Origin of the sequence: Yersinia fenwicki (genome assembly GCF_043099325.1) — a bacterium.
GTDB lineage: Bacteria > Pseudomonadota > Gammaproteobacteria > Enterobacterales > Enterobacteriaceae > Yersinia.
Window position 1 is genome coordinate 1630498 of sequence record NZ_CP170755.1, and the last position, 24371, is coordinate 1654868.

Below are 24371 nucleotides of genomic sequence, written 5' to 3' on the forward strand. Positions count from 1 at the left end.
GACACGAAGCGCTTAAAGAGTAAGGATAAAGCTGAGTGATACCTCTTGGAAATCGGTATAACAACATTATCTGTTTAACAACATGATCTGTATAAAACATGGTTAGTTAAAAAGCATTCGTGGGATAACCGCATTAGTCGGTATAACAAAATTGTATGCACCTGAACAGTTTACGTAGAAGGTAAAAATAAATGGAACAAACATGGCGTTGGTATGGCCCCAATGATCCGGTGTCGTTAGATGATGTTCGTCAGGCGGGTGCGACCGGAGTGGTGACTGCATTACACCATATCCCGAATGGTCAAGTCTGGCCGGTGAGTGAAATCAAACAGCGTCAGGCTGAAATTGCGGCTAAAGGGTTGGTATGGTCGGTGGTGGAAAGTGTACCGATTCATGAGGAAATAAAAACTCATAGCGGTAATTACGATCAACATATTGAAAACTATCAACAAACCCTACGTAACCTTGCCGAATGCGGTATTGATATCGTCTGCTATAACTTCATGCCGATATTAGACTGGACACGTACCGATCTGGAATATCAATTGCCGGATGGTTCCAAGGCACTGCGCTTTGACCAGATAGCCTTTGCTGCTTTCGAGCTACATATCCTGAAACGCCCTGGTGCGGAGAAGGATTATACCGCCGAAGAGCAAGCACAGGCGAAAGCTTACTTTGACGCGATGACTGAGGCCGATATTGCCAAGTTGACAGGCAATATTATTGCGGGTCTACCCGGCGCCGAAGAGGGTTATACGCTGGATCAATTCCGTGCGCGCTTAGCCGAATATGATGGCATCGATAAAGCACAACTACGTGAAAATATGGCATATTTCCTGCGTGCGATTATACCGGTTGCTGAACAGGTTGGCCTGCGTATGGCCGTTCACCCGGATGATCCACCGCGTCCAATTCTTGGCCTGCCGCGTATTGTTTCCACGATTGAAGATATGCAGTGGCTAAAAGAGACCGTTGACAGTATCCATAATGGTTTCACTATGTGTACCGGCTCTTACGGTGTCCGTGCAGATAATGATTTGGTGAAGATGATCGAGACTTTTGGCGATCGTATTCACTTCACTCATTTGCGTTCGACTTGTCGTGAAGGGAACCCAAAAACCTTCCACGAAGGCGGTCACTTGCAAGGTGATGTCGACATGTACTCCGTAGTTAAAGCCATTCTAACTGAAGAGCAACGTCGTCAGGCTGCCGGAGATAGGCGTCCGATTCCAATGCGACCAGACCACGGTCACCAAATGCTGGATGATTTACATAAGAAAACCAATCCGGGCTATTCCGCGATTGGCCGACTGAAAGGGTTGGCAGAAGTTCGCGGAGTTGAGTTAGCGCTCAAACGCGCATTCTTCCCTGAGCTTAAATAGCCCTTCATCTTTCAAACTGCAGGTGTGTTGGCTGCTCTCAATAACCCGAATCACTTACTTATGTAAGCTTATCGGGATTATCTCGCTTGCCGCCTTCCTGCATCTTGAAATCTATAGGGCATAGTTTGGGTATAAAATAGTTAAGGGCCGGTTTTCCGGCCCTTAATAACTTGAAAGATGAAGAGTATTAGTCTGCACGACCCATATAGCGGCGCTCTGCAATATGAATACGAATTTTCTCGCCAGGGCTGATATATTCCGGTACCTGAATAGATAAGCCGGTACTCATTACTGCCGGTTTGTTACGGGCACTGGCTGACGCACCTTTAATGCTTGGTGCAGTTTCAACAATTTCCATATCAACAGTCTGTGGCAATTCTAACGCCAGCAACTGACCGTCCATGGTCAGAACTTGCATCCCCGGCATTCCACCTTCAGGAATAAATAACAGTTCTTCTTCAATCTGCTCTTTTTTGAAGTTGTATGGGGTGAAGTCTTCGTCATCCATAAAGACGTATTCGTCACCATCGATGTAAGAGAAATTCACACTGCGGCGAGTCAAAGTGATGGTATCGAGGATTTCATCACCTTTAAAACGCTCTTCAACTTTTAAACCGGTACGCACATCAGAAAAACGCATTTTATACAAAGTGCTCGCACCACGGGCACTTGGGCTTTGCACGTCAATATCTTTCACCAGCAGTAATTTGCCGTTGAGGTTGACCGCCATACCGCGTTTTATTTCGTTAGCTCTTGCCATTTATTAACCGCCAATCAGGATTGAAGATAAGTTGCGACAAGTTACTCGCGCCGCCAGTTTCAGGCAAGCAGATAGCGCAAAAAAGAGTAAGATTTTCGCGACAAAATCGACCTTATGCGTACACCGGTAGCAGACCCATTAATGCCGCAATATGAGCCACAGCATTGATCAGGCCAAACAGGATAATAAAGCCAATCATAAAGCGCCCACCCGGTGCGCGATAACTCGCTTGTGGGAAGCGTTTACGACTAGCGCGCGCCATCAATGCTGGGACAATAACCGCCCAAATTGTCGCGGCTAAACCAGCAAAGCCAATGGCATAGATAAAGCCATTCGGGAATAGCAGCGCCCCGACAGTAGGTGGAACAAAAGTGATTAATGCAGATTTGGTACGCCCACCGCGGTCATCGGTGAATTTAAAGAAATCAGCGATGTAATCGAACAGCCCAAGAGACACGCCGAGGAATGAGCTGGCCAATGCCATATAAGAAAAGGCATTCAGCAGTTGGCTGGTGGCTTGACTGGCTGAGACGGTATCCATCTGTTTCAGCAGACTGCCAATGTTACCGCCGTCAGCGATAACTTGTTTGAATGCATCTCGGGCAATATTGCCCTGAATGGCATACTGCCACAGGATATAAATGACTAACGCTATCAACGTGCCATACAGCAAGCTGCGCACTACCGCTTTACCGTCTTTATGGTAGTACTTCACCAACCCCGGCACATTACCGTGGTAGCCAAAAGAGGTGAGTAAGTAGGGCAGTGCAGCTAATGCATAAGGCAAATAACTGGCATTGCTATCGGTCTGATTGAACAGAACCGCGCTTTCCACATGGCTAAACATATCACCGACTGACATGACGAATGTAATGACCATTCCGCCGATCAATATGGTACTTAAGCGATCAACCGCGCGGGTGGATAACCAGACAATAAATGCCACCAAAACGGCAAAGATAAAGCCTGCTCCGGTTTGACCAATGCCCACGGTGTTTTCCAGCGTATGGGTAATAATTGAGCCGCCGGCTGAAATATAGGCGTAAGTCAGAATGTAGAGCACAAAAGTGATAGATACGCCATTAATGGAGCTCCACACCTTACCCAGCAGGTCTTGCACCATGGTGTGGAAACTGGCCCCACTTGGGTAGTTCAGATTGGCTTCCAGAATCATCAAGCCGGAAATCAGCATGCAGGCCCATGTATAAATCAGCAGTATAACTGAGCCGCTAAACCATACCCCCGCCGTTACGATGGGAATTGAGAACATCCCCGCCCCCACAGCGGTACCGGCGACTATCATTGCGCCGCCAAGCACGGAGGGGCGTGATAGTGGTTGGGAGACTTCCATCGACATTTAATTCGGCTCCATGACTTAGAGAATAGATAATATGGTTAGTAGTTCTTTTGTACTAGCTCAATGGTACATGGTGGCAATGAAGCTGTAAACAGATGAATATACTCATGTGGATAGTTTGATCAGTGATTAGTCTTGGCTCGGTGTTCAGTTGTAATTGAATATCGCCTGAATAAGCATTTTTTAGGTTAAAAAGTAAACTGAAAGTGATGGGGTTAGGTGGTGAAGCTGTGTGCTGGATCGGTTATTGGGCTGTTGAGCAAGGATTGTGCTGGTAGTTAAGGAGGGGGGTTGCTATTGTCCGCTGTTATTCCACCAGCCTACAGGAGCCTGCTGATGGACTGTCGCTCAGATTGCGGTGCCTGCTGTATTGCTCCTTCAATTTCCAGCCCGATCCCCGGTATGCCATTTGGCAAGCCCGCCAATACCCGCTGCCTGCATTTGGATGACAATATGCGCTGCGGTATTTTCCATTCGCCATCCCGCCCGGCGGTATGTGCCAGCCTGCAAGCATTACCAGAAATGTGTTTTGATACGCGCGAAAAGGCGCTGGTGTATTTGATTAAACTGGAAGTGGATACTGCGCCTTAATCGATGATTGGCTCGGCGACAAAGCACGGTGAGCCAAGGGTTTACCGCACCTAGGGGTGCTCCGACGGCTTACGCCGTTACGACCCCAACGGCACGATTCCCCTTGGTTCAATTTGTCAGTAATATGAGGGCGATAATAATATTGCCCCCAGTTACTCAGCCTAAAGACTAAGCCCCAGCCGGAACAGCGTGAGCGGTATTTTTCAGCACTGGCCCGATGTACTTTTCAATTTCAAGCTGTGCCATCTGCCCACAGTTACCTTGCGCCAAACTGGACGAGCCGATATCGAAAGTCAGGCAATTAATATTGCCGTTCTTACAAATTGAACCCGGTACCGATGGCTCGGCGGGATCAAACCATGCCCCTTCGCTTATCCGTACCACGCCTGGCCGCACATCCTCCGTGACCACGGCACCGACCAAAATCTGCCCGCGATCATTAAATGCCCGTACTAAATCGCCGTTCACAATCTGACGTGCGCTGGCATCTTGTGGGCTTATCAGAATGGCTTCGCGATCCGCTACCGCGTACTTTTCGCGCAGTGGTGTGTTATCCAATTGCGAATGCAGGCGGTTGATTGGGTGCGCGGTGTTCAGCGACAGTGGATATTTTTTCGCTTCGGCTCCGCGATACCATTCATGAGGTGGCATCCAGGTTGGGATCCCCTGACAATCGGCATACTCCATTTTGGCGATGGTATCGGAATAGATTTCAATTTTACCCGATGGCGTACCAAGTGGGTTGAGCAATGGATTCTCACGATAATCGGCAAAACGCACCCACTGCTTGTTGGCCTCGGGAATGGGGAAGCGAATATAGTTATTTGATTCCCAGAACATATCGAAAGGCGGTAGGGCGACACGCGCTGTGCGGGCCTGTGACTTCATATCGTCGTACATTGATTTCAGCCACTGAGTTTCATCTTTGCCCTCAGTAAAGGCATCAATGACCCCCAGTCGAGTAGCCATAGCTGCGAAAATATCAAAATCACTGCGGGCTTCATGTTGTGGTGGGACACACTGATGCATCGGGAAAACATAAAGCTGCGAATAGTCGCCGCCCATTTCCAAATCGTTACGTTCATAACTGGTGGTGGCCGGTAATACGATATCGGCATGTTTAGCGGTGGCAGTCCAGTAGGGTTCGTTAACCACGATGGTTTCAGGATGTTGCCAGGCTTTCACCAAGTTATTGGTATCCTGATGCTGATGGAAGGTATTCCCGCCAGCCACATAGACCATTTTAACATCGGGATAGGTCACTTTAGTGCCATTGAAATCAATGGTTTTACCCGGATTTGCCAGACACTCGGCAATGCGTGCCACCGGAATCGGTGATGGCGAGTTCTTCGGCGCATTCCCGGCAGAAATCCCCGGTAAAATACCGCCTTTCGCTGTTGGGCTACCACCGGAGGAGTAGTGATAGCTGAAACCAAAACCACCACCCGGCAAACCAATTTGGCCGAGCATCGAGGCAACCGTTACCAGTAGCCAATGTTGTTGCTCACCGTGGTGTTGGCGCTGAATCCCCCAACCGCCCATGATCATGGTGCGCTGCTTCGCCATATCGCGTGCCAGCTGACGTATCACGCTAGCATCGACACCACTGATATCGGCCGCCCATTCTGCTGTCTTCGGCTGGCCGTCGGTTTCCCCAAGCAGATAGGCCTGGAATTTATCGAAGCCAATGGTATAGGTTTTGATAAAGTCAGGATTGTGCAGCTTTTCCGTCAGCAAGGTATGGGCAATCCCAATGAGCATCGCGCTGTCGGTATAAGGGCGCGGGGCAATCCATTGAGCATTAGTGAATTTGGCACTGTCATTATGAACCGGATCAATGCTAATGACCTTGGTGCCTTTCTTCTTCAGCGCTTCAAAACCAGTTTGGCCAACGTGATCAGGAACGTTCCAACTGTTTTTCAGCGTGATCATTGGGTTACAGCCCCATAGGATCACCAGTTCGCTATTATCCACTACGTTAGGCCAGGCAGTTTGTTGTTCGTAAACCTCCATTGACCCCATGACATGAGTCATGATCACCTGTGCTGCACCGGTTGAATAGTCACCGGCATAACCGAGGAATCCGCCACTCAGGTTCATTAAACGTTGCAGCAAAGTGCGGCTGTTGTGCAGCATACCGACACTTTTCCAGCCATAAGAACCGGCGTATAGCGCTTGTGGGCCGTGGTCTTTTTGTACCCGCACGATTTCGTTACACACCAACTCTGTGGCTTTGTCCCAACTGACGCGCACCCATTCATCGCGGCCACGTAGTTCGGTATGGCTGCCGGGGCCACCTTCCAACCAGCTTTTGCGCACCATCGGGTATTTGATACGGTTCTCAGCATGTACTTGATAAGGTGCCATAGTGATAAGGTCATTTGGCCACGGATCATCTTTGATCGGTTGCACGCCGACCATACGTCCATTTTCGACGATAGCCTCAAAGGCTCCCCAATGCGCGCCGGTCAGAATGCCTTTCTGCGCTTGACGTAGTGCCAGAAACTGCGGTAATGCCTGGCTGATAGCTTGCGCCAATGCTGATTTTGGCCACAGGCCACCAATCAGAGGCAATGCGGCCAGCGCACTGGTGCCCAATAAAAAGCGACGGCGGCTCATTTGCAAGGGTTGTTGTTCGTATTTAGTCATTTTCGCCTCTTATTTACAGCTTGGCCGGCATATCACTGGCATGTTTTTGTACATATTGTGTCATCACGCGTAACTGTTCCTGGGTCAGGGAGGTACGTGGTGCCATGCCTTTGATTACCCCAATCCATTGGTTCGCATTGAAGCGGTCGAGCGCGGTTAAACCGTGGCAGCCAGTGCAATTAGCCGACATCATATCAGCGGCATAGCGCCAGATTTTCTGTTGATCATCAACCAGTTGTTTCTTCGGTAACCACACCTGAAGTGCAACCTGATGCCAGACCAAATTAGTTTCCGGATCAGTTTGGGTATTTAACGTTTTCAGCGCTTTTTGCGCATCTTCGCCCAATAAAACACTCAAGATGCGTTTCCCTTGAGCGGCATAGAACACTTCTGCCACGCCATCTTGCTGCCAGCCTTTCACATCCACTAACACTTGGTCGCCTTGCTGTTTCACCACTTCAACTTCAGTTGATGGCATCAGGTTACCGGCGTTATGGCTGTCACCTGCATTCATAAAGAACGGCTCAGTGGCGATGGTATACAGGGTAGTAGCGGTTGCCGGTGTTTGTGCTGCTGCGGTGGCCAGTTCGGCGGCACCGGCTTGAGTCACTTCACTCATGTCGGGCAGGATATGGGCCACACCTTTATGGCAATCAATACAGGTTTCACCCTTTTTAATCGCGACTGGGTGCTGAATTCGTGCTTCAGCACTTTGTCCGGTGATATCCATTGCATCAAAACTGTGGCACGAGCGGCAGGTTGCTGAGTCGTTTTCTTTCAGCGTTTTCCACACCGATTGGGCCATAGCGAGTTTATGGGCTTCATATTTCTCTGGTGTATTGATGGTGCCAACCATTTCACCGTAGATATCTTTTACTGCGCGGACTTTGGTCCACAGATAATCCAGCGGCTCATGTGGCACGTGGCAGTCTGCACATTCAGCGCGGATACCTTTGGTGTTTTGGAAGTGTACGCTACCTTGATATTCAGCCAAGGGCTGCTGCATGGTATGGCAGGAGACGCAGAACGCGGTATCACTGGTTTTATGGAAGACAGTGGCAGTTCCTGCGAGGAGCGCGGCACCGATAATAATGCCGATCAACAGAATCCATAACCATCCCCACCGGCGTCTTTTCACGAAGCCAGTTTGTTTGTTGCTCATAATTACACCCACTGTTATTTATCTAATAATTTTTGGTAAAACGGACGGATCAAATGCACGACTAGATAAAATGCCAGATAATCTGCCAACAGAGCTTTATCTACCCGCGATAAGTCTTTCCCATAAAATAAGTGGGTCTATTGTAGGGAGGTTTTCTGTTGATGACTAACTCTATAGGGTTATTTAGCAATATTAGTTCAAATTGCTGAATATAAATGTGATTAATAGATGAATTTTTGTGAGATAGCACATATAACCAGCTGATTTTACTGGTTATATATTGGTTTATATAGCGCTATTTTTAGTCGTAGAGGAAGTAAAACTGCTGATTCAACCATAAATCGATAGCATGACGACTGGCCTCAAAATGAGGTTCGGGTAATTCACGTGGATTACACCACAGCCATTGCTGACATTTATCCGGTTCTTTCAGCTCAGGTTGCCCACCGGGGTGTTGTGCCAGCAAACAGACTGAAACCGTATGTTTACCTTCTTCACGCCAGGTCGCCAGGTTATTGCACAAGCCAATAACTTTCATCTCATTGATATTTAAACCTGTTTCTTCAAATATTTCCCGTTGTGCCGCTTGTTCAAAAGACTCTCCAGCCTCCATGTGACCTCCGGGAATTGACCAGTAAGGTGCATGCTGACTGCTACGTTTGCCGAGCAGTATCTCACCTTGTTGATTGACGATAATAACGCCAACACCGACAACAACAGACATCGTTTAGCTCCTTTGACATGAGTATCAGCAATTGTCAGCAAATGGGGCTATTTTGCTGCTGACAGAAACTCGTTAAAGACAAAAATGTGCGGAGTGTCAAAAATCTATTAAGAATAAAAGCAGAAAACTTGCATATATTCTAAGTCGGAAACACACTCCTTGAAACGTTTCAGCGTTATCTCGTCATCAGATGATAAAGGGTAACGCTCCTTTTTCTCATTAAAGCTGAAACGATTCAATTTCAGCAAGAGAGGAGACATAATGTTCCAATTATCGGCGAAAGATATCCATCTGGCTGCACACGCAGACAGCAAAAATGAGGCCATCACTCAGGTGGCGGCTGCTCTAACTCAAGCGGGCAATGTTGCTGCCGGCTATCTTGACGGGATGCTAGCCCGCGAGCAGCAAACCTCGACCTATTTGGGTAATGGTATTGCTATCCCACATGGTACCACTGATACCCGAGACCTGGTGCTAAACACTGGCGTTCAGGTTTTCCAATTTCCGCAGGGTATTGCCTGGGGCGAAGATCAAATTGCCTATATTGTTATCGGTATTGCAGCACGCTCCGATGAGCATCTGGCATTATTGCGCCAACTGACGCATGTATTAAGTGACGATGCGGTTGCCGCGCAGATGGCAAAAACGACTTCAGCTGAAGAATTACGCAGCTTGCTGATGGGTGAGAAAAAAACCGCTGAATTCCATTTTGACACTTCACTCATCGCCCTCGATGTCGCGGCTGATAACTTGATCATGCTGCAAGCACTGAATGCGGGTCGTTTACAGCAAATTGGGGCTGTTGATGCGCACTTTGTCAGTGATGTGATTACTCGTGAGCCGCTGAATTTGGGGCAGGGGATCTGGCTGAGTGACAGCACCGAAGGTAATTTGGTCAGTGCTGCGACAGTCAGCCGCCCGGCAAGCGCTTTTGAACATCACGGTGAGAAAGTTGCCCTATTGCTGACATTATCTGTAGCTGATGTTCAGCCGCTCTCGGTGCTGAACTACCTGAGCGATTTGCTGCTGGCGAAAAAAGCTGACCTATTGCTGAACGCCGATGCTGCCGCACTGCTGGCTTTGCTTACTAGTGAATATATTGAACAAAATGAAGTGCTAAGCGCTGAGTTTGTTATTCGTAACGAGCATGGGTTACATGCGCGCCCAGGGACGATTTTAGTCAATACAATCAAACAGTTTACCAGTGAAATCACCGTAACCAATCTGGACGGTACCGGTAAACCCGCGAATGGACGTAGTCTAATGAAAGTTGTGGCTTTAGGGGTTAAAAAAGGGAATCGTCTGCGCTTTACCGCCAGCGGTGAAGATGCACAAGCCGCGCTGGATGCCATTGGTGAAGCTATCACCGCCGGTCTAGGCGAGGGGGCAGCATGAGCAGAAGAGTCGCCACCATCACATTGAACCCGGCTTATGATCTGGTGGGTTTTTGCCCGGAAATCGAACGCGGTGAAGTGAATCTGGTAAAAACGGCCGGTCTGCATGCAGCGGGTAAAGGTATTAATGTTGCCAAAGTACTGAAAGACTTAGGTATTGATGTCACAGTCGGCGGTTTCCTTGGCAAAGATAACCAAGATGGCTTCCAGCTTTTATTCAGCGAATTGGGTATCGCCAACCGTTTTCAGGTAGTACCCGGGCGTACCCGCATTAACGTTAAACTGACCGAAAAAGATGGCGAAGTGACTGACTTCAACTTCTCCGGTTTTGAAGTCACCAAGCCGGATTGGGATCGTTTTGTCAACGACTCATTGAGCTGGTTGGGGCAGTTCGACATGGTCGCCGTCAGTGGCAGCTTGCCAGCGGGGGTCAATCCCGATGACTTTACCGACTGGATGAAGCGCCTGCGCTCCCAGTGCCCGTGCATTATTTTCGACAGCAGCCGCGAAGCCTTGGTTGCGGGTCTGAAAGCTTCACCGTGGTTGGTGAAACCTAATCGTCGTGAACTGGAAATTTGGGCTGGTCGCCCGTTACCTGAACTGGGTGACGTAGTGGAAGCCGCACATGCACTGCGCGACCAGGGAATTGCTCACGTGGTGATATCTCTCGGGGCCGAAGGTGCGTTGTGGGTTAATGCCTCTGGTGCCTGGTTGGCAAAACCTCCTGCCTGTGATGTGGTCAGCACCGTAGGTGCCGGTGACTCTATGGTTGGTGGCCTGATTTATGGATTGTTAATGCGCGAATCCAGTGAGCATACCTTGCGCCTGGCAACCGCAGTCGCTGCTTTGGCTGTTAGCCAGAGCAATGTGGGTATTACGGATCGCCCACAACTGGCAGCCATGATGGCGAAAGTGGACCTGAAACCCTTTAATTGATCTCCGGAGGCGAAATGAAAACGCTACTAATAATAGACTGTTCGCTCGGGCAGGCCAGAGGCCACCTTGCGTCACTGATGTTGGGTGCTGCGGCGGCAAAAGCAGGACTGAGCTGGGTTGAGAAGGCGGCAGATGCCGAACTGGTGATTGTGGCTGGGCAATCAGTCCCGGCTGACAGTGCGCTGAACGGCAAAAACGTGTATCTCGGTGATGTGGAAAAAGCAGTGCGTGATCCTGAAGGCTTTCTGGCCCAGGCTATCGCACAGGCTAAACCTTATCAGGCTGCTGCTGCTGCCGCACCCGTCGTCACATCAACGACCGGCCCGAAACGCATTGTGGCGATTACTGCCTGTCCAACAGGTGTAGCTCACACCTTCATGGCTGCTGAAGCCATTGAAAGTGAAGCGAAAAAACGTGGTTGGTGGGTAAAAGTTGAAACGCGCGGTTCCGTCGGTGCGGGCAATGCTATTACGCCGGAAGAAGTTGCTGCGGCCGATTTAGTGATTGTGGCAGCTGACATTGAAGTGGATTTGGATAAGTTTGCGGGCAAACTTATGTACCGCACAACGACTGGCTTGGCGCTGAAGAAAACCATGCAGGAGCTGGACAAAGCACTGGTAGAGGCGGAGATTTATCAGCCAAAAACCGGCAGCAGCACTGGGGTTAAGAAAGCAGAGACCGGCGGCCCGTATCGCCATCTGCTGACGGGTGTCTCTTACATGTTGCCAATGGTGGTTGCTGGTGGCTTGTGTATTGCGCTCTCGTTTGTGTTCGGCATTAAAGCATTTGAAGTAAAAGGCACACTGGCTGCAGCCTTGATGCAAATTGGTGGCGGTTCTGCCTTCGCCCTGATGGTACCGGTATTGGCCGGTTTTATCGCCTTCTCCATCGCTGACCGCCCGGGCCTGACGCCGGGTCTGATTGGCGGTATGTTGGCGGTGAGTACCGGAGCGGGTTTCCTTGGGGGTATTATTGCCGGTTTCCTGGCCGGTTATGTTGCCAAGGCTATTAGTACCAAACTGCGTTTGCCGCAGAGTATGGAGGCACTCAAACCGATATTGATCATCCCGCTAGTCGCTAGCTTGATTGTCGGTTTGGTGATGATTTATGTGGTCGGTACACCGGTTGCTAAAATCATGACAGGTCTGACTAACTGGCTGCAATCCATGGGTACAGCGAACGCGGTACTGCTGGGCGCTATTCTCGGTGCGATGATGTGTACTGACATGGGCGGGCCAGTGAACAAAGCGGCTTACGCCTTTGGGGTGGCGCTACTGAGTTCTTCTGTTTATGCACCGATGGCGGCTATTATGGCGGCGGGGATGGTTCCACCGCTGGCGATGGGGCTGGCAACACTGCTGGCGCGGCATAAGTTCGACAAAGGTGAGCAGGAAGGGGGCAAAGCGGCGCTGGTTCTGGGCTTGTGCTTTATCTCTGAAGGGGCAATTCCATTTGCAGCCCGTGACCCAATGCGTGTCTTGCCGTGCTGTATCGCGGGTGGCGCACTGACCGGTGCTCTGTCTATGGCTTTCGGCGCGCAGCTGATGGCACCACATGGTGGCTTGTTCGTGCTGTTGATTCCTGGGGCCATCCATCCAGTGCTGTTATATCTGGTGGCGATTATTGCCGGTACTGTCCTGGCCGGTGGTCTGTACGCAATGCTAAAACGCCCTGATGCAGTGGTCGCTAAAGTGGCATAAGTATTATTAAACACAGATAAAGATATTAATGAGTGCCAGTCAGTTAATGCTGACTGGCACTTTGTGTTTACACTCCGGCTTGCGACTTCAACCAGACTATCTCTTCAGCCCAGATATCTGGATTGACGGTTTCCAGAATCAGCGGAATATTATCGAAACGCGGATCGCGCATAATATAGCTGAATACGGTTTTTCCGATGTTCCCTTCACCCAAGCTGTGGTGGCGGTCAACACGGCTGTTAAATTCGCTTTTCGCATCATTAAGATGCATACCGCGCAGATATTCGAAACCGACAATATCCCCCAACGCACCGAATGTATGTTGGCAATCAGCTTCAGTCCGCAAATCATAACCGGCGGCGAAAGCATGGCAGGTATCAATACAAACACCCACTCGGCTCTTATCTTCCACCCCATCAATGATGGCGGCCAGATGTTCAAATTTGAAACCGAGATTACTGCCCTGACCCGCCGTGTTTTCAATCACGGCGGTCACGCCCTCAGTCGCATCCAACGCGATATTGATGGATTCTGCGATACGCGCCAGACACTTATCTTCGTCTATTTGCAGTAAATGACTGCCGGGGTGGAAGTTCAGTAATGATAGCCCCAGTTGCTGGCAGCGCATCATTTCATCAATAAAGGCTTCACGAGACTTCTCTAACGCCTCGGTAACCGGGTGACCAAGGTTAATCAGATAGCTGTCATGAGGCAGAATTTGGGCCGAGGTATAACCGTATTGCTCACAAGCTTGCTTAAATTTTTCAATCACATCTTCTGCCAGTGGGGCGGCGCGCCATTGACGTTGATTCTTGGTAAACAGAGCAAAGGCAGTGGCCTCAAGTTCGTGCGCCCGAATCACAGCCTGATCGACTCCACCTGCTGCGCTGACATGTGCACCGACAAATTTCATTCCATTCTCCTTTGATAATCCAGCCATTATGGCATTGATAGCGGCGCGATTGAATGGGATAAACTCGTCATACTTCAAGCTGCATGTGCGTTGGATGCTTTCACTCACTCGAATCATTAACTGGCGTCAACTCATCGGAATTCACTCACTTGCCGCCTTCCTGCAACTCGAATTATTTAGAGTATAAACTGCGGGAAAAGAAAAGGGCCGCAGTGCAAGTGGCGACCCTTAAGTAATAATTAGTCAGCTTAGATATCGGCTTTACGCCGCAATATGCTGCACCAATAAGTTGATACCCGTACCGCCGATCAGTAACCAGGCAAATAGCATCAAAGCCAATAACAGCGGTTTGACCCCAGCCTGGCGGATAGAACCCACATGAGTGGTTAGCCCCAGTGCTGCCATTGCCATTGCCAGCAAAATGGTATCCAGTGTAATCAAGTGGCTAACCCAAGCTGCGGGCAGCAAATTCAGTGAGTTAAAACCGGCCATCAGAATAAATATCACCGCAAACCACGGAATAGTGATGGTACTTTTTTCACGTTTTTGACCGCTGCTCTTCAGGCTGCTGCGACCCAGATAAGCCGACAGTAACAGCAAGAATGGTGCGAGCATCATGACGCGGATCATTTTGGTAATGACGGCGGCATTTTCAGCATCGGGGCCAATGGTATGACCCGCTGCGACGACTTGTGCCACTTCATGAATAGTCGAACCGGCAAAGATACCAAAGGTTTCCTGATTAAACGGCAGCCATTGGTAATGTAGATTCAACTGATATAGCCATGGATAAACAAAAATCGCCAGTGTCCCGAAAATAACCACTGTAGCGACAGCTACTGCTACTTTGCTGGCATCGGCTTTCAGCACCGGTTCAGTCGCCATAATGGCTGCAGCCCCACAGATACTGCTACCAGCACCAATTAACATTACGGTTTGCTGATCCAGACCAAATACGCGCTTACCCAGCCAGCAGGCCAATATAAAGGTCGAACTGAGAGTTAACAGGTCAATAATCATCCCGGTCGCCCCGACATCAGCTACTTGCTGGAAGGTCAGACGGAAACCGTACAAAATAATCCCCAGCCGTAGTAAGCGCTGTTTGGCCAGCACTACCCCGTCAGAGCAGACCGGCTGTACCCAGGGATACAAGGTATTGCCGACGACGATACCGAATAAAATGGCCAGTGTCAGTGCTCCCAGCCCCATGTCGATAAACCACGGCATGTCACCCACTTTGAGCGCTAACCCAGTAATCACACCGGTCAACACCAAGCCCGGAATATAACGGGTCAGAGTAAACAGCTGTGGACGGGAGAGTTCAGTTGTATGTGAAGTCGCCATGTTTTTTCCTATGTCCTGTCAAGATTGAGCACAGTTTACCGGGTTTAGATATAATAGATAAATTGATTATATATTTATAATCTATCGATATAAGTGGTAATTGGGGGCTTAGACGACATTTGTTGGGCAGGGTTTTGTGGGGGAGAAGGGCTACAATGTGGTGAATTTCAATATTCGTTGGGGATTTAGCCTTTTAAAATGAGACATGTAAAACCAGAGAAAGCACTATGGGCTATCTTGATAACTGCTCCACTCATGAATTTATTGATTCCTCCTTATTTAGCCGCTTACTTTTTCAATCTATATAACTTGAATCCTTTTCATCTTGCCCCTCTACCACATTTTAATCCGTTTAAAAGCGAGCGTGGTATTCCATTATCCCAGACATTCAGCTATCTGTTGGTTATCTGGTTGATTTTTAATGTGCTTATAGGTGGAGGTGCGATAATTATTTATCATCTGCTCCTTCGGGAGAATAAGAATAAGTAGCATTTTTTACTGCTGAAATTCATCCCGGATAACCTCCAGATTTTACTCAAAGGTGTTAGTCTTATACGGTAATTGAGGCTATATAATCCTTTCGTCAGCAAGTGCGTTAGTGACTAATATACCCTTCTTACTTGAAGTTGCTGCGTGGGCTGTTCATACGGGGCACTGACCTGAGCCAGCACATCGGAATAGCAGGTCGCAACTCCAATTACTTTGGGTAAACGTTAGCTCTTCACATCCAACAACTGACGAACAGAATGATGATAGCGTCCTCCATTCTTACTACAGAGACCGTTATGCATATAACCTTACGTCAACTTGAAGTCTTTACTGAGGTGCTAAAAAGCGGCTCTACGACCCAAGCTTCGGTTGTGCTCGCGCTTTCACAATCGGCAGTCAGCGCAGCATTAGCGGATTTGGAAGGGCAATTAGGAGTACAACTTTTTGATAGGGTCGGTAAGCGTTTAGTCACCAATGAACATGGGCGATTGCTTTACCCAAAAGCACTCGCGCTTCTAGAACAAGCAGTTGAAATTGAACAGCTTTTCTTGCAAGACTTAGGCGCACTGCGCATTGCTGCCAGCAGCACCATCGGCAATTATATGTTGCCGGGCATGATTGCCAAATATCGGCGTGATTTCCCCGGCACCCCACTGGAGCTGAATATTGGTAACAGTCAGGATGTGATTGAAGCTGTTGCTGATTTTCGTGGCGACCTTGGCCTGATTGAAGGGCCGTGCCATATGCCAGAGCTGATGACACAAGCCTGGTTGCGTGACGAACTGGTGGTGTTTGCCGCGCCGGATAACCCGTTATGCCATAAAATGCTGACGTTAGAAGAGCTTGCCGATGCTTCGTGGATCTTACGCGAGCGGGGTTCAGGTACGCGTGAAGTGCTCGACCACTTATTACTGGCAAAATTGCCTCATTTTAAACTGGTGATGGAGCTTGGGAATTCTGAGGCCATCAAGCGGGCAGTGCGCTACGGCATGGGGATCAGTTGTTTGTCGCGCCGGGTGATTGCCGACCAACTTGCCAACGGTGAACTGATTGAGCTTAAGATACCTTTATCACCACTTATCAGGACGTTATACTTGATTCATCACCGGCAAAAACATATCTCGAACGCTTTGCAGCGCTTTCTCAGTTATTGCCAGGAAGAGCCCTGAATCGGTGGTTTTAAGTAAAGTGTATTGACGTCATGAAGCATAAAATTTTAAGTGTTTTACACCACGAGAAACGGAGATCGCGGCAAAAATGCCCATCCGAGAGGGATTTATTCTGACAATTGAGCTTTTGCTAATAATTGAGCTGTGATCATGAAGGTATCTTATATCAGCGCATTGTTACTATCCGAGACGGTGGGATTTGTTACAATCCCGCCTTATTTTTTAAGGGTGGATTAGGGTAAGAATGACTCAGCAAAATACTAAAATCCCAGTGCAACAGGGTGCACAGCGTTTACGTCGTGAGCTTAAATCACGGCATTTGGCCATGATTGCTATCGGTGGCTCCATCGGTACCGGTTTGTTTGTCGCCTCAGGCGCGACAGTTTCTCAGGCTGGTCCTGGTGGGGCATTGCTCTCCTATGCATTGATTGGCTTGATGGTTTACTTCTTGATGACCAGTCTCGGTGAATTAGCGGCATTTATGCCGGTATCCGGTTCATTTTCGACTTATGGATCAAAATATGTTGAGGAAGGCTTCGGCTTCGCCCTTGGCTGGAACTACTGGTACAACTGGGCGGTGACTATCGCCGTTGACCTGGTCGCGGCACAGTTGGTGATGAATTACTGGTTCCCGGATGCGCCGGGCTGGATCTGGAGTGCGCTGTTTCTCGCCCTGATGTTTTTACTGAACTACATCTCAGTAAAAGGATTTGGTGAAGCGGAATACTGGTTCTCACTGATTAAAGTGACTACAGTTATTATCTTCATCATTATTGGTGTGATGATGATTAGCGGCATCATGAAAGGCGGCGAGAGTGCAGGGTGGCACAACTGGACAATTGGTGATGCACCGTTTGCCGGAGGGTTCTCGGCGATGATTGGTGTGGCAATGATTGTCGGTTTCTCCTTCCAGGGAACTGAGCTGATTGGTATTGCTGCTGGTGAATCAAAAGATCCAGGCAAAAACATCCCTCGTGCAGTGCGCAAAGTATTCTGGCGTATTCTGCTGTTTTATATCTTTGCTATCTTGATTATTAGCCTGATCATTCCGTATACCGACCCAAGTCTGTTACGTAACGATGTTAAAGATATCAGTGTCAGCCCGTTCACCTTGGTGTTCCAGAATGCAGGTCTGCTGTCTGCGGCAGCGGTGATGAATGCGGTTATTCTGACTGCGGTATTGTCAGCCGGTAACTCAGGCATGTACGCCTCTACCCGTATGCTGTTTACCTTGGCTTCAGAGGGTAAGGCTCCGCGTATTTTTGCCAAACTTTCTCGCGGCGGTGTTCCCCGTAATGCGCTGTATGCCACCACTGTAGTCGCGGGTTTGTGCTTCTTAAGTTCGATGTTTGGTAATCAAACGGTCTATCTGTGGTTACTGAATACCTCAGGCATGACTGGCTTTATCGCTTGGTTGGGTATTGCTATCAGTCATTATCGTTTCCGCCGTGGTTATATGATGCAGGGCCGCGATTTGAACGATTTACCGTATCAGTCGGGCTTCTTCCCAATAGGGCCAATCTTTGCCTTTGTCCTGTGTTTGATCATTACTTTGGGTCAAAACTATCAGGCATTCCTGCAAGATCGTATTGATTGGTATGGCGTGACCGCCACTTATATCGGTATCCCATTATTCCTGGTGATTTGGTTCGGTTACAAACTGAGCCGTGGTACCAAGGTGATCAAGTACAAAGATATGGAATTCCCGAAATGGCGTGATGAAAGTCATGATGATCAGGAAGCTAAAAAAACAGCACTGATTGCTGACTAAAAAAATGATGCAATGATGGAAGGGCGATAATGTTATCGCCCTTTTTTATTGCCCAAAAATGATGATATTTTGAACGAAGTTAACCAAATAATTTCGCTAACTTCGCTTCATTCCCTCGTTAATATTATGGGTAAAACACACCGTATTAATTAAATGATATTTTAAAACAATTAGTTACTGGCATTTATATCAAATCAGTTATAGCAATCTTATTGATAAGTATTATCGTTTGTTTTATTGTTAGTGTTATATAGATCGCCGGTAGCAGAAACAAATGAGTGTATCCACTGAACCCATGACAAAAATCTCTCGCCAGATTGATGCGGATGTTATGGCGCGTTATCAGAACATTGTGCGTCATCGCTTGCTCATCATGGGCGTGCTGGTGCTGGCCATCTTCGGTTGCCTGCTACTCGATTTCACGATGGGGCCATCAGGTCTGACTTTTTCATCCCTGTGGCAGACGTTAATTGATCCGGCCAGTGCAGATGCAGGAACGCGGGTTATCGTTTGGGATATCCGTTTACCCTACGCCTTGATGGCGGTGGTGATTGGTTTGTCACTTGGACTGGCGGGTGCGGAGATGCAAACCATCCTCAATAACCCTCTGGCCAGCCCCTTTACCCTTGGCGTCTCTTCTGCTGCGGCCTTTGGTGCAGCACTGGCGATTGTCTCAGGAATTGGTATTCCAGGGGTGCCCGATCAGTGGTTTATTTCCGTTAATGCCTTTATTTTTGCTCTGTTTGCCGCATTAATGCTCGACGGTATTACACGCTGGACGCGGGTGGCGACCTCGGGTGTGGTGTTGTTTGGTATCGCGCTGGTGTTTACCTTTAATGCGTTGGTATCCATGATGCAGTTCATTGCCAGCGAAGATACGCTGCAAGGCTTAGTGTTCTGGACGATGGGCAGCTTGGCACGGGCTTCATGGGCCAAACTGGGCATTATGCTGGCGGTGTTTGCTCTGATGCTGCCGTTGTCGATGATGAGTTCGTGGAAACTGACGGCATTGCGTTTAGGTGAAGACCGGGCCATCAGTTTTGGTATTGATGTTCGCCGCTTGCGGTTGGGGACATTGCTGCGTATCAGTATGTTATCGGCGCTGGCGGTGGCTTTTGTCGGCCCGATTGGTTTTATCGGGCTAGTCGCCCCCCATATTGCGCGCATGATTTTTGGTGAAGATCACCGTTTCTATCTGCCCGCCAGCGCCCTGATTGGTGCACTGGTGCTGTCCATGGCATCGATTGCGTCGAAAAACCTGATTCCTGGTGTCATCATTCCCGTCGGGATCGTCACTTCGCTGGTGGGTGTACCTTTCTTCCTCAGCATCATTTTGCGCCATAGGGGAAATGTATGACTTCTGGCTTACGCATTGAAAATTTCAATGCGGGTTACCCGAAACGCCCGGTCATTCAGAATTTGACGGTGCCATTACTGCCGCGTGGCAAAATCACCGTATTGCTCGGGCCGAATGGCAGCGGGAAGTCAACATTGTTACGCTCAATGGCTGGTTTAAACCGCGCCCAAGGGCAGCTATGGCTTGATAATAATGATCTGATGCAGATGCCATTTGCACAGCGAGCAGAGAAAGTGGTGTATTTGCCACAATCATTACCAGCCGGTGTGCATCTCCATGTGCTGGAATCGATTATTGTGGCACAGCGAGCCTCTGGTGGGCGCAGCAATGCCAGTAGTGAAGCTGAGGTTATGGTTTTATTGGAACAACTGGGGATAGCCCATCTGGCACTCAGTTACCTGGATCAACTCTCTGGTGGCCAGAAGCAGTTGGTGGGTTTGGCGCAGTCACTTATTCGCCAGCCGTCACTGTTATTACTGGATGAGCCGCTCAGTGCGCTGGATCTTAATTATCAGTTCCATGTGATGGATTTAGTGCGTAAGGAAACCCGCAAACGCAATATTATTACTGTAGTCGTGGTGCATGACATCAATATAGCCTTGCGTCATGGCGACCATGTTTTGATGTTACAAAACGGTACTTTAATTGCCGATGGCTTGCCGAAAGAGGTGATTACGCCGCAAAGTTTGGCCAAGGTCTATGGTGTGAAAGGGCGAATTGAGTACTGTTCACAAGGGGTACCACAAGTGTTAATTGATGGATTAGCCATGGAACCAACAATTTAATACCCTTTATACATTTTGGGTATGTTTATGCGGTAACAGGTTTTATAAAACAATAATTATCTATTAAGCAGGAATCGTTGGAAGCGCTATTTCTGCTTTGGTGAGCTATTGCCAATTTTTATAAAAGTAATATTTATCACCTGCCCGTCAGACGGTATCGCTACAGGCAAAAGAACCTGATGGAAAGGCTCTGAGTAAATTAATACCTCATGGAGAACGTGTAATGGCTAAGGCCTTTAGGAAATCTAATGCTGCGGCATTGGTAATAGCGACAATTATTTCATCTCAGGCATCTGCTGCTGAAACCACTGCTACAGATACTATGGTGGTAACGGCATCTGGCTTCCAACAACGTATTCAAGACTCGGCGGCGTCTATTTCTGTGGTGACCCGCGAACAAATCGAGAATAAGGCCTATACCGATATTACCGATGCGCTGAGAGATGTACCGGGGGTGGTTGTTACTGGCGGCGGAAGTCACAGTGATATTAGTATTCGTGGTATGTCGGCGAAATACACCTTGATTCTGGTCGATGGCAAGCGGGTTGATACCCGTGGTACGCGGCCAAATAGCGACGGATCAGGGATCGAACAGGGCTGGTTACCCCCATTAGCGGCCATCGAGCGCATTGAAGTGGTGCGTGGCCCGATGTCATCTTTATATGGTTCGGATGCTATGGGCGGGGTCATTAACATTATTACCCGTAAAGTGGGTAAAGAGTGGCACGGCACCGTGCGTGCTGATGCGACTTTGCAGGAAGACTCCAACTCTGGCGATATTTATCAAACCAACGCCTATGCCTCTGGCCCATTAATTGATGGTTTATTGGGATTAAAAGTCAGTGGTCTGCTTTCTCATCGTAGCGAAGATAAAATTATCGACGGTTATAATGAGCAGCGCCTCAGAAATGGTGCGGCGACATTGACACTCACACCGGATGATAAAAACGAATTTGATTTTGATATTGGCCATTATGTGCAAGATAGAAATACAACCGCAGGGCGTTCAGTGGCGTTAAACGGTAAAAGCAGTGATGTGCAATATGACCGCAATAATTATGCGATTACCCATCACGGTTATTATGATTTCGGCAATTCCACCAGTTATGTACAGCGCGATGAAACCCGCAATCCATCGCGTGAAATGAAAAGTGTCGATAATATCTTTAATAGCCAAACTTCCTTCCTGTTTGATAGCCACACGTTAATTCTTGGCGGCCAATATCGCTATGAAGAACTATATGACGAGGGTAATCAGCTAGCTTCAGCGAAAGACCTCACTAAGTTGACGCGCTGGAGTTGGGCATTGTTTGCTGAAGATGAATGGCAGATGACCAATGATTTCGCGCTGACCGGCGGCATCCGTATGGATCAGGATGAAAACTATGGAACTCACTGGACGCCGCGGTTATACGGTGTTTGGCATTTGTCCGAGCAATGGACATTAAAAGGTGGGGTCTCCGGTGGATATCGCTCACCTGATTTACGTCAGGCAACAGATAATTGGGGCCAAATCACGGGAGGGAAAGGTGACCCGGCAATTATTGTCGGTAATTCCAACTTAAAACCGGAAAGAAGTATTAGTGAGGAAATAGGCATTCTCTGGGATAACCAGGAAGGTATGAATGCGGGTGTGACGCTCTTTAATACCGATTTTAAAGATAAAATTACCGAAGTTCGCCGCTGTACTGATACTACCGGTAACGCATCCGGCCAGTGCATGATTAATGGCAACAGCTATAAGTTTATCAGTGACCGTACCAACGTAGATAAAGCTATGACGCGCGGTGTGGAAGCGACATTTGGTTGGGATATCAGCAAAGATTGGTCACTGACTTCTAACTATACGTTTACGCAATCTGAGCAACAAAGTGGTCAGTTCTCCGGCAAGCCATTGAATCAGATGCCAAAACACATGTTGAACGGTACATTGAACTGGCAAACCACTGAAGATCTGGCAACCTGGATTCGCGCTAACTACCGGGGTAAAACCTCCGAGTATCTTAATCGCACCAGTATGGGTACTACCACACCGTCTTATACGTTTGTGGATTTAGGTGCTAACTATCAGTTAACGAAAGAATTCCGTCTGATGGGGGGCGTCTATAATCTGCTGGATAAACGAGTGGATATCGAAGTTAACGATAAAGTCCTGGATGGACGCCGTTATATGGTGGGTGCCAGCTACGATTTCTAATCTCCTTCGTACTTGAAGCCGCAGGGGTGTTAGCGGCGTTCACTTACCCGAATCGCTTACTTGAGTAAGCTCATCGGGATGCGTTCGCTGGCTGCCTACCTGCGACTCCAATGACTTCGGAGATAGGATTCGTACTTGAAGCCGCAGGGGGGGAGCTATTTTTCTCCCCCTGTTTAATTAGCTTAAACCAATATCAATCACTTTCTGGAATGCAGCTCTATGGGGCAGGCTTTGGTACCATCGCTGTAAGTGTGGTAATTCTGGGCGCTCAATGGATAGATTGAACCAGGCATAAGCCAGACAGCCTAATGGAATATCGCCGATACCGAATTTATCGCCCGACAGATAAGTTTGTTTGCTCAGGGCTTCATCTGCAATCGCCATTAATGTATTCAGTTGCTCAATACCTCGAGCAATTTTGGCTTTGTCCTGTAATTCCGGCGCAGTACGTACCAGCCCGATAAACACGGTTTTGAACGGTTCCACTACACTGGATGTGGCCCAATCCATCCATTTTTCAGCTGCCGCCCGCTGCTTTGCCTCCGGCAGATAAAGTGCATTATCGCCATATTGTGCCGCGAGATAGCGCACAATAGTGTTAGATTCCCACAGAATAAAATCGCCATCTTGCAGGCAAGGGATCAAACCATTGGGGTTGAGTGAGCGATATAATGGATCATTCAATTTGCCATATTGACCGCCAACATCTATGCGCTCATAACTGATACCCAACTCTTCCAGACACCACAGCACTTTTTTGACATTGGTCGAATTATTCCGACCCCAAACCGTCAGCATATCAAACTCCCATCTTGTTTAACGCCGTTGCCAATGGTGGATATCCCAGTTGTGTAGGATCGCCAAGTCCACCAATTCAGTACCCGGATTGATCACCGCAGCACGATCAACATACTCCAATAATGGTTTGTCATTGATGGAATCACTGTAACCATAGCTGCGCTCAAAATCTAACTGGGGAGACTCGGTGAGCCACTGTTTTAGCCGCTCAACTTTGCCTTCGCGGTAAGTCAGCGTGCCATAAGTCTTACCGGTATAGCGGCTATTTTCTACTTCTACTCCGATAGATAATGCCGCATTGGCCGAGAGTTGTTGTGCAATCGGCGTAACTAAATGCTCGCCGGTGGCTGAAATAATGACGATGTAATCACCACGATTACGGTGCCAATTCATGAGCTTTCTGGCTTGCGGATACACGCGGGGTAAAATGTCTCGCTCAATAAAACGCTCAACCCAACCACCCACTTCAGCCGTATGTTTGCCCACCAAGGGTGACAAGGTCGACTCCATATAACAAGACATCGACAGGCTCCCCTGATAATACTGCTTCATCAAATACTGCTCTTGCTCAGCCAGCTCCTGAGGGGCAAGGCCTTGATCAACCAGCCAGCGTAGCCACAGGCCAGAACTGTCATCACTTATCAGCGTTTCATCGAGATCAAACAAGGCTAAATCCATTAAGCCACCTCCAGGTAGGTGAAGCGATTGAAGTGAAACTTAATAGTGCTGGACATTGGTCATTACTCACCTAAATACGGCTATCAATAGCTAACCTAATACTTTCCATCCAAATAGGAAAGCAAATCAGCGTAGCGGCTAAATAAGACAAAATAATGAAAGAAATAACATAGAACAGATTGATATTGGTGCGCCGCTGAGTTTCGGTGTTAATT

Annotated in this window: 19 protein-coding genes; 10 read left to right on the top strand and 9 right to left on the bottom strand. The window is 48.4% G+C overall.

Translation table 11 applies throughout. The annotated features are described in order from the left end of the window. Positions 1-191 precede the first annotated feature (191 nt). A complete protein-coding gene (gene uxuA / locus ACF3VQ_RS07395) occupies positions 192-1382 on the top strand; it encodes a mannonate dehydratase (RefSeq protein WP_019083491.1) in 1191 nt (396 codons plus the stop codon). Positions 1383-1569: 187 nt separating this feature from the next. On the opposite strand, the gene yeiP is transcribed toward uxuA, so the two are convergent. Beyond that, a complete protein-coding gene (gene yeiP / locus ACF3VQ_RS07400; RefSeq protein ID WP_004389501.1) occupies positions 1570-2142 on the bottom strand; it encodes an elongation factor P-like protein YeiP in 573 nt (190 codons plus the stop codon). Between the two features lie 112 nt (positions 2143-2254). Beyond that, complete coding sequence (gene mtr, locus ACF3VQ_RS07405; protein ID WP_392434311.1) at positions 2255-3499, bottom strand: tryptophan permease; 1245 nt, start codon at positions 3497-3499, stop codon at positions 2255-2257. Positions 3500-3835: 336 nt separating this feature from the next. On the opposite strand from mtr, the gene ACF3VQ_RS07410 reads away from it, so the two are divergent. Next, positions 3836-4090, top strand: coding sequence for a YkgJ family cysteine cluster protein (locus tag ACF3VQ_RS07410; RefSeq protein ID WP_145562267.1), 255 nt, complete (start codon positions 3836-3838; stop codon positions 4088-4090). A 168-nt stretch (positions 4091-4258) separates the two neighbouring features. Here the strand turns inward: ACF3VQ_RS07410 and torA are convergent, their stop codons facing one another. From torA to ACF3VQ_RS07425, 3 genes are all read right to left on the bottom strand, one after another. Next, positions 4259-6739, bottom strand: a complete 2481-nt coding sequence (gene torA / locus ACF3VQ_RS07415; protein WP_392434314.1) for a trimethylamine-N-oxide reductase TorA — start codon at positions 6737-6739, stop codon at positions 4259-4261. Positions 6740-6752: 13 nt separating this feature from the next. Beyond that, on the bottom strand, positions 6753-7901 hold the full coding sequence (locus ACF3VQ_RS07420) for a NapC/NirT family cytochrome c (protein ID WP_392434316.1): 1149 nt from the start codon (positions 7899-7901) through the stop codon (positions 6753-6755). 301 nt (positions 7902-8202) lie between these two features. Continuing rightward, positions 8203-8625 (bottom strand): NUDIX hydrolase, encoded by a 423-nt coding sequence (locus tag ACF3VQ_RS07425; protein ID WP_392434318.1) that lies wholly within the window; start codon positions 8623-8625, stop codon positions 8203-8205. Positions 8626-8886: 261 nt separating this feature from the next. Here ACF3VQ_RS07425 and fruB point away from each other — a divergent pair, with 261 nt between their 5' ends. From fruB to fruA, 3 genes are read left to right on the top strand one after another with little or no spacing between them, the layout of a single operon-like run. Further along, positions 8887-10020 carry a fused PTS fructose transporter subunit IIA/HPr protein gene (gene fruB, locus ACF3VQ_RS07430; protein ID WP_392434321.1) on the top strand — a complete coding sequence of 378 codons (1134 nt, stop codon included), beginning with the start codon at positions 8887-8889 and terminating at the stop codon, positions 10018-10020. Further along, a complete protein-coding gene (fruK, locus tag ACF3VQ_RS07435) occupies positions 10017-10955 on the top strand; it encodes a 1-phosphofructokinase (protein ID WP_013650126.1) in 939 nt (312 codons plus the stop codon). Before fruB ends, fruK begins: the two co-directional genes overlap by 4 nt. Before the next feature lie 14 nt (positions 10956-10969). After that, positions 10970-12655, top strand: coding sequence for a PTS fructose transporter subunit IIBC (gene fruA / locus ACF3VQ_RS07440; protein WP_392434324.1), 1686 nt, complete (start codon positions 10970-10972; stop codon positions 12653-12655). A 67-nt stretch (positions 12656-12722) separates the two neighbouring features. Here the strand turns inward: fruA and nfo are convergent, their stop codons facing one another. Next, on the bottom strand, positions 12723-13568 hold the full coding sequence (gene nfo, locus ACF3VQ_RS07445) for a deoxyribonuclease IV (protein WP_392434326.1): 846 nt from the start codon (positions 13566-13568) through the stop codon (positions 12723-12725). Between the two features lie 261 nt (positions 13569-13829). After that, on the bottom strand, positions 13830-14912 hold the full coding sequence (locus tag ACF3VQ_RS07450; protein WP_392434329.1) for a YeiH family protein: 1083 nt from the start codon (positions 14910-14912) through the stop codon (positions 13830-13832). 785 nt (positions 14913-15697) lie between these two features. Here ACF3VQ_RS07450 and yieE point away from each other — a divergent pair. The 5 genes from yieE to yuiR all read left to right on the top strand — a co-directional run bounded on the left by yieE (position 15698) and on the right by yuiR (position 22680). After that, a complete protein-coding gene (gene yieE, locus ACF3VQ_RS07455) occupies positions 15698-16570 on the top strand; it encodes a DNA-binding transcriptional regulator YeiE (RefSeq protein WP_392434332.1) in 873 nt (290 codons plus the stop codon). A gap of 244 nt (positions 16571-16814) precedes the next feature. Next, positions 16815-18341, top strand: a complete 1527-nt coding sequence (locus ACF3VQ_RS07460) for an amino acid permease (protein WP_392434335.1) — start codon at positions 16815-16817, stop codon at positions 18339-18341. A 274-nt stretch (positions 18342-18615) separates the two neighbouring features. Further along, on the top strand, positions 18616-19698 hold the full coding sequence (locus tag ACF3VQ_RS07465) for a FecCD family ABC transporter permease (RefSeq protein WP_392434337.1): 1083 nt from the start codon (positions 18616-18618) through the stop codon (positions 19696-19698). Beyond that, on the top strand, positions 19695-20483 hold the full coding sequence (locus ACF3VQ_RS07470; protein ID WP_392434339.1) for an ABC transporter ATP-binding protein: 789 nt from the start codon (positions 19695-19697) through the stop codon (positions 20481-20483). The genes ACF3VQ_RS07465 and ACF3VQ_RS07470 overlap by 4 nt, the downstream gene beginning before the upstream one ends. 223 nt (positions 20484-20706) lie before the next feature. Continuing rightward, positions 20707-22680 (top strand): colicin FY TonB-dependent receptor YuiR, encoded by a 1974-nt coding sequence (yuiR, locus tag ACF3VQ_RS07475; RefSeq protein WP_392434341.1) that lies wholly within the window; start codon positions 20707-20709, stop codon positions 22678-22680. 177 nt (positions 22681-22857) lie between these two features. Here yuiR and ACF3VQ_RS07480 read toward each other — a convergent pair whose 3' ends face one another. Both ACF3VQ_RS07480 and ACF3VQ_RS07485 read right to left on the bottom strand, forming a co-directional pair. Further along, on the bottom strand, positions 22858-23478 hold the full coding sequence (locus tag ACF3VQ_RS07480) for a glutathione S-transferase family protein (protein WP_392434342.1): 621 nt from the start codon (positions 23476-23478) through the stop codon (positions 22858-22860). Between the two features lie 18 nt (positions 23479-23496). After that, on the bottom strand, positions 23497-24156 hold the full coding sequence (locus ACF3VQ_RS07485; protein WP_392434345.1) for an HAD family hydrolase: 660 nt from the start codon (positions 24154-24156) through the stop codon (positions 23497-23499). Positions 24157-24371 lie beyond the last annotated feature (215 nt).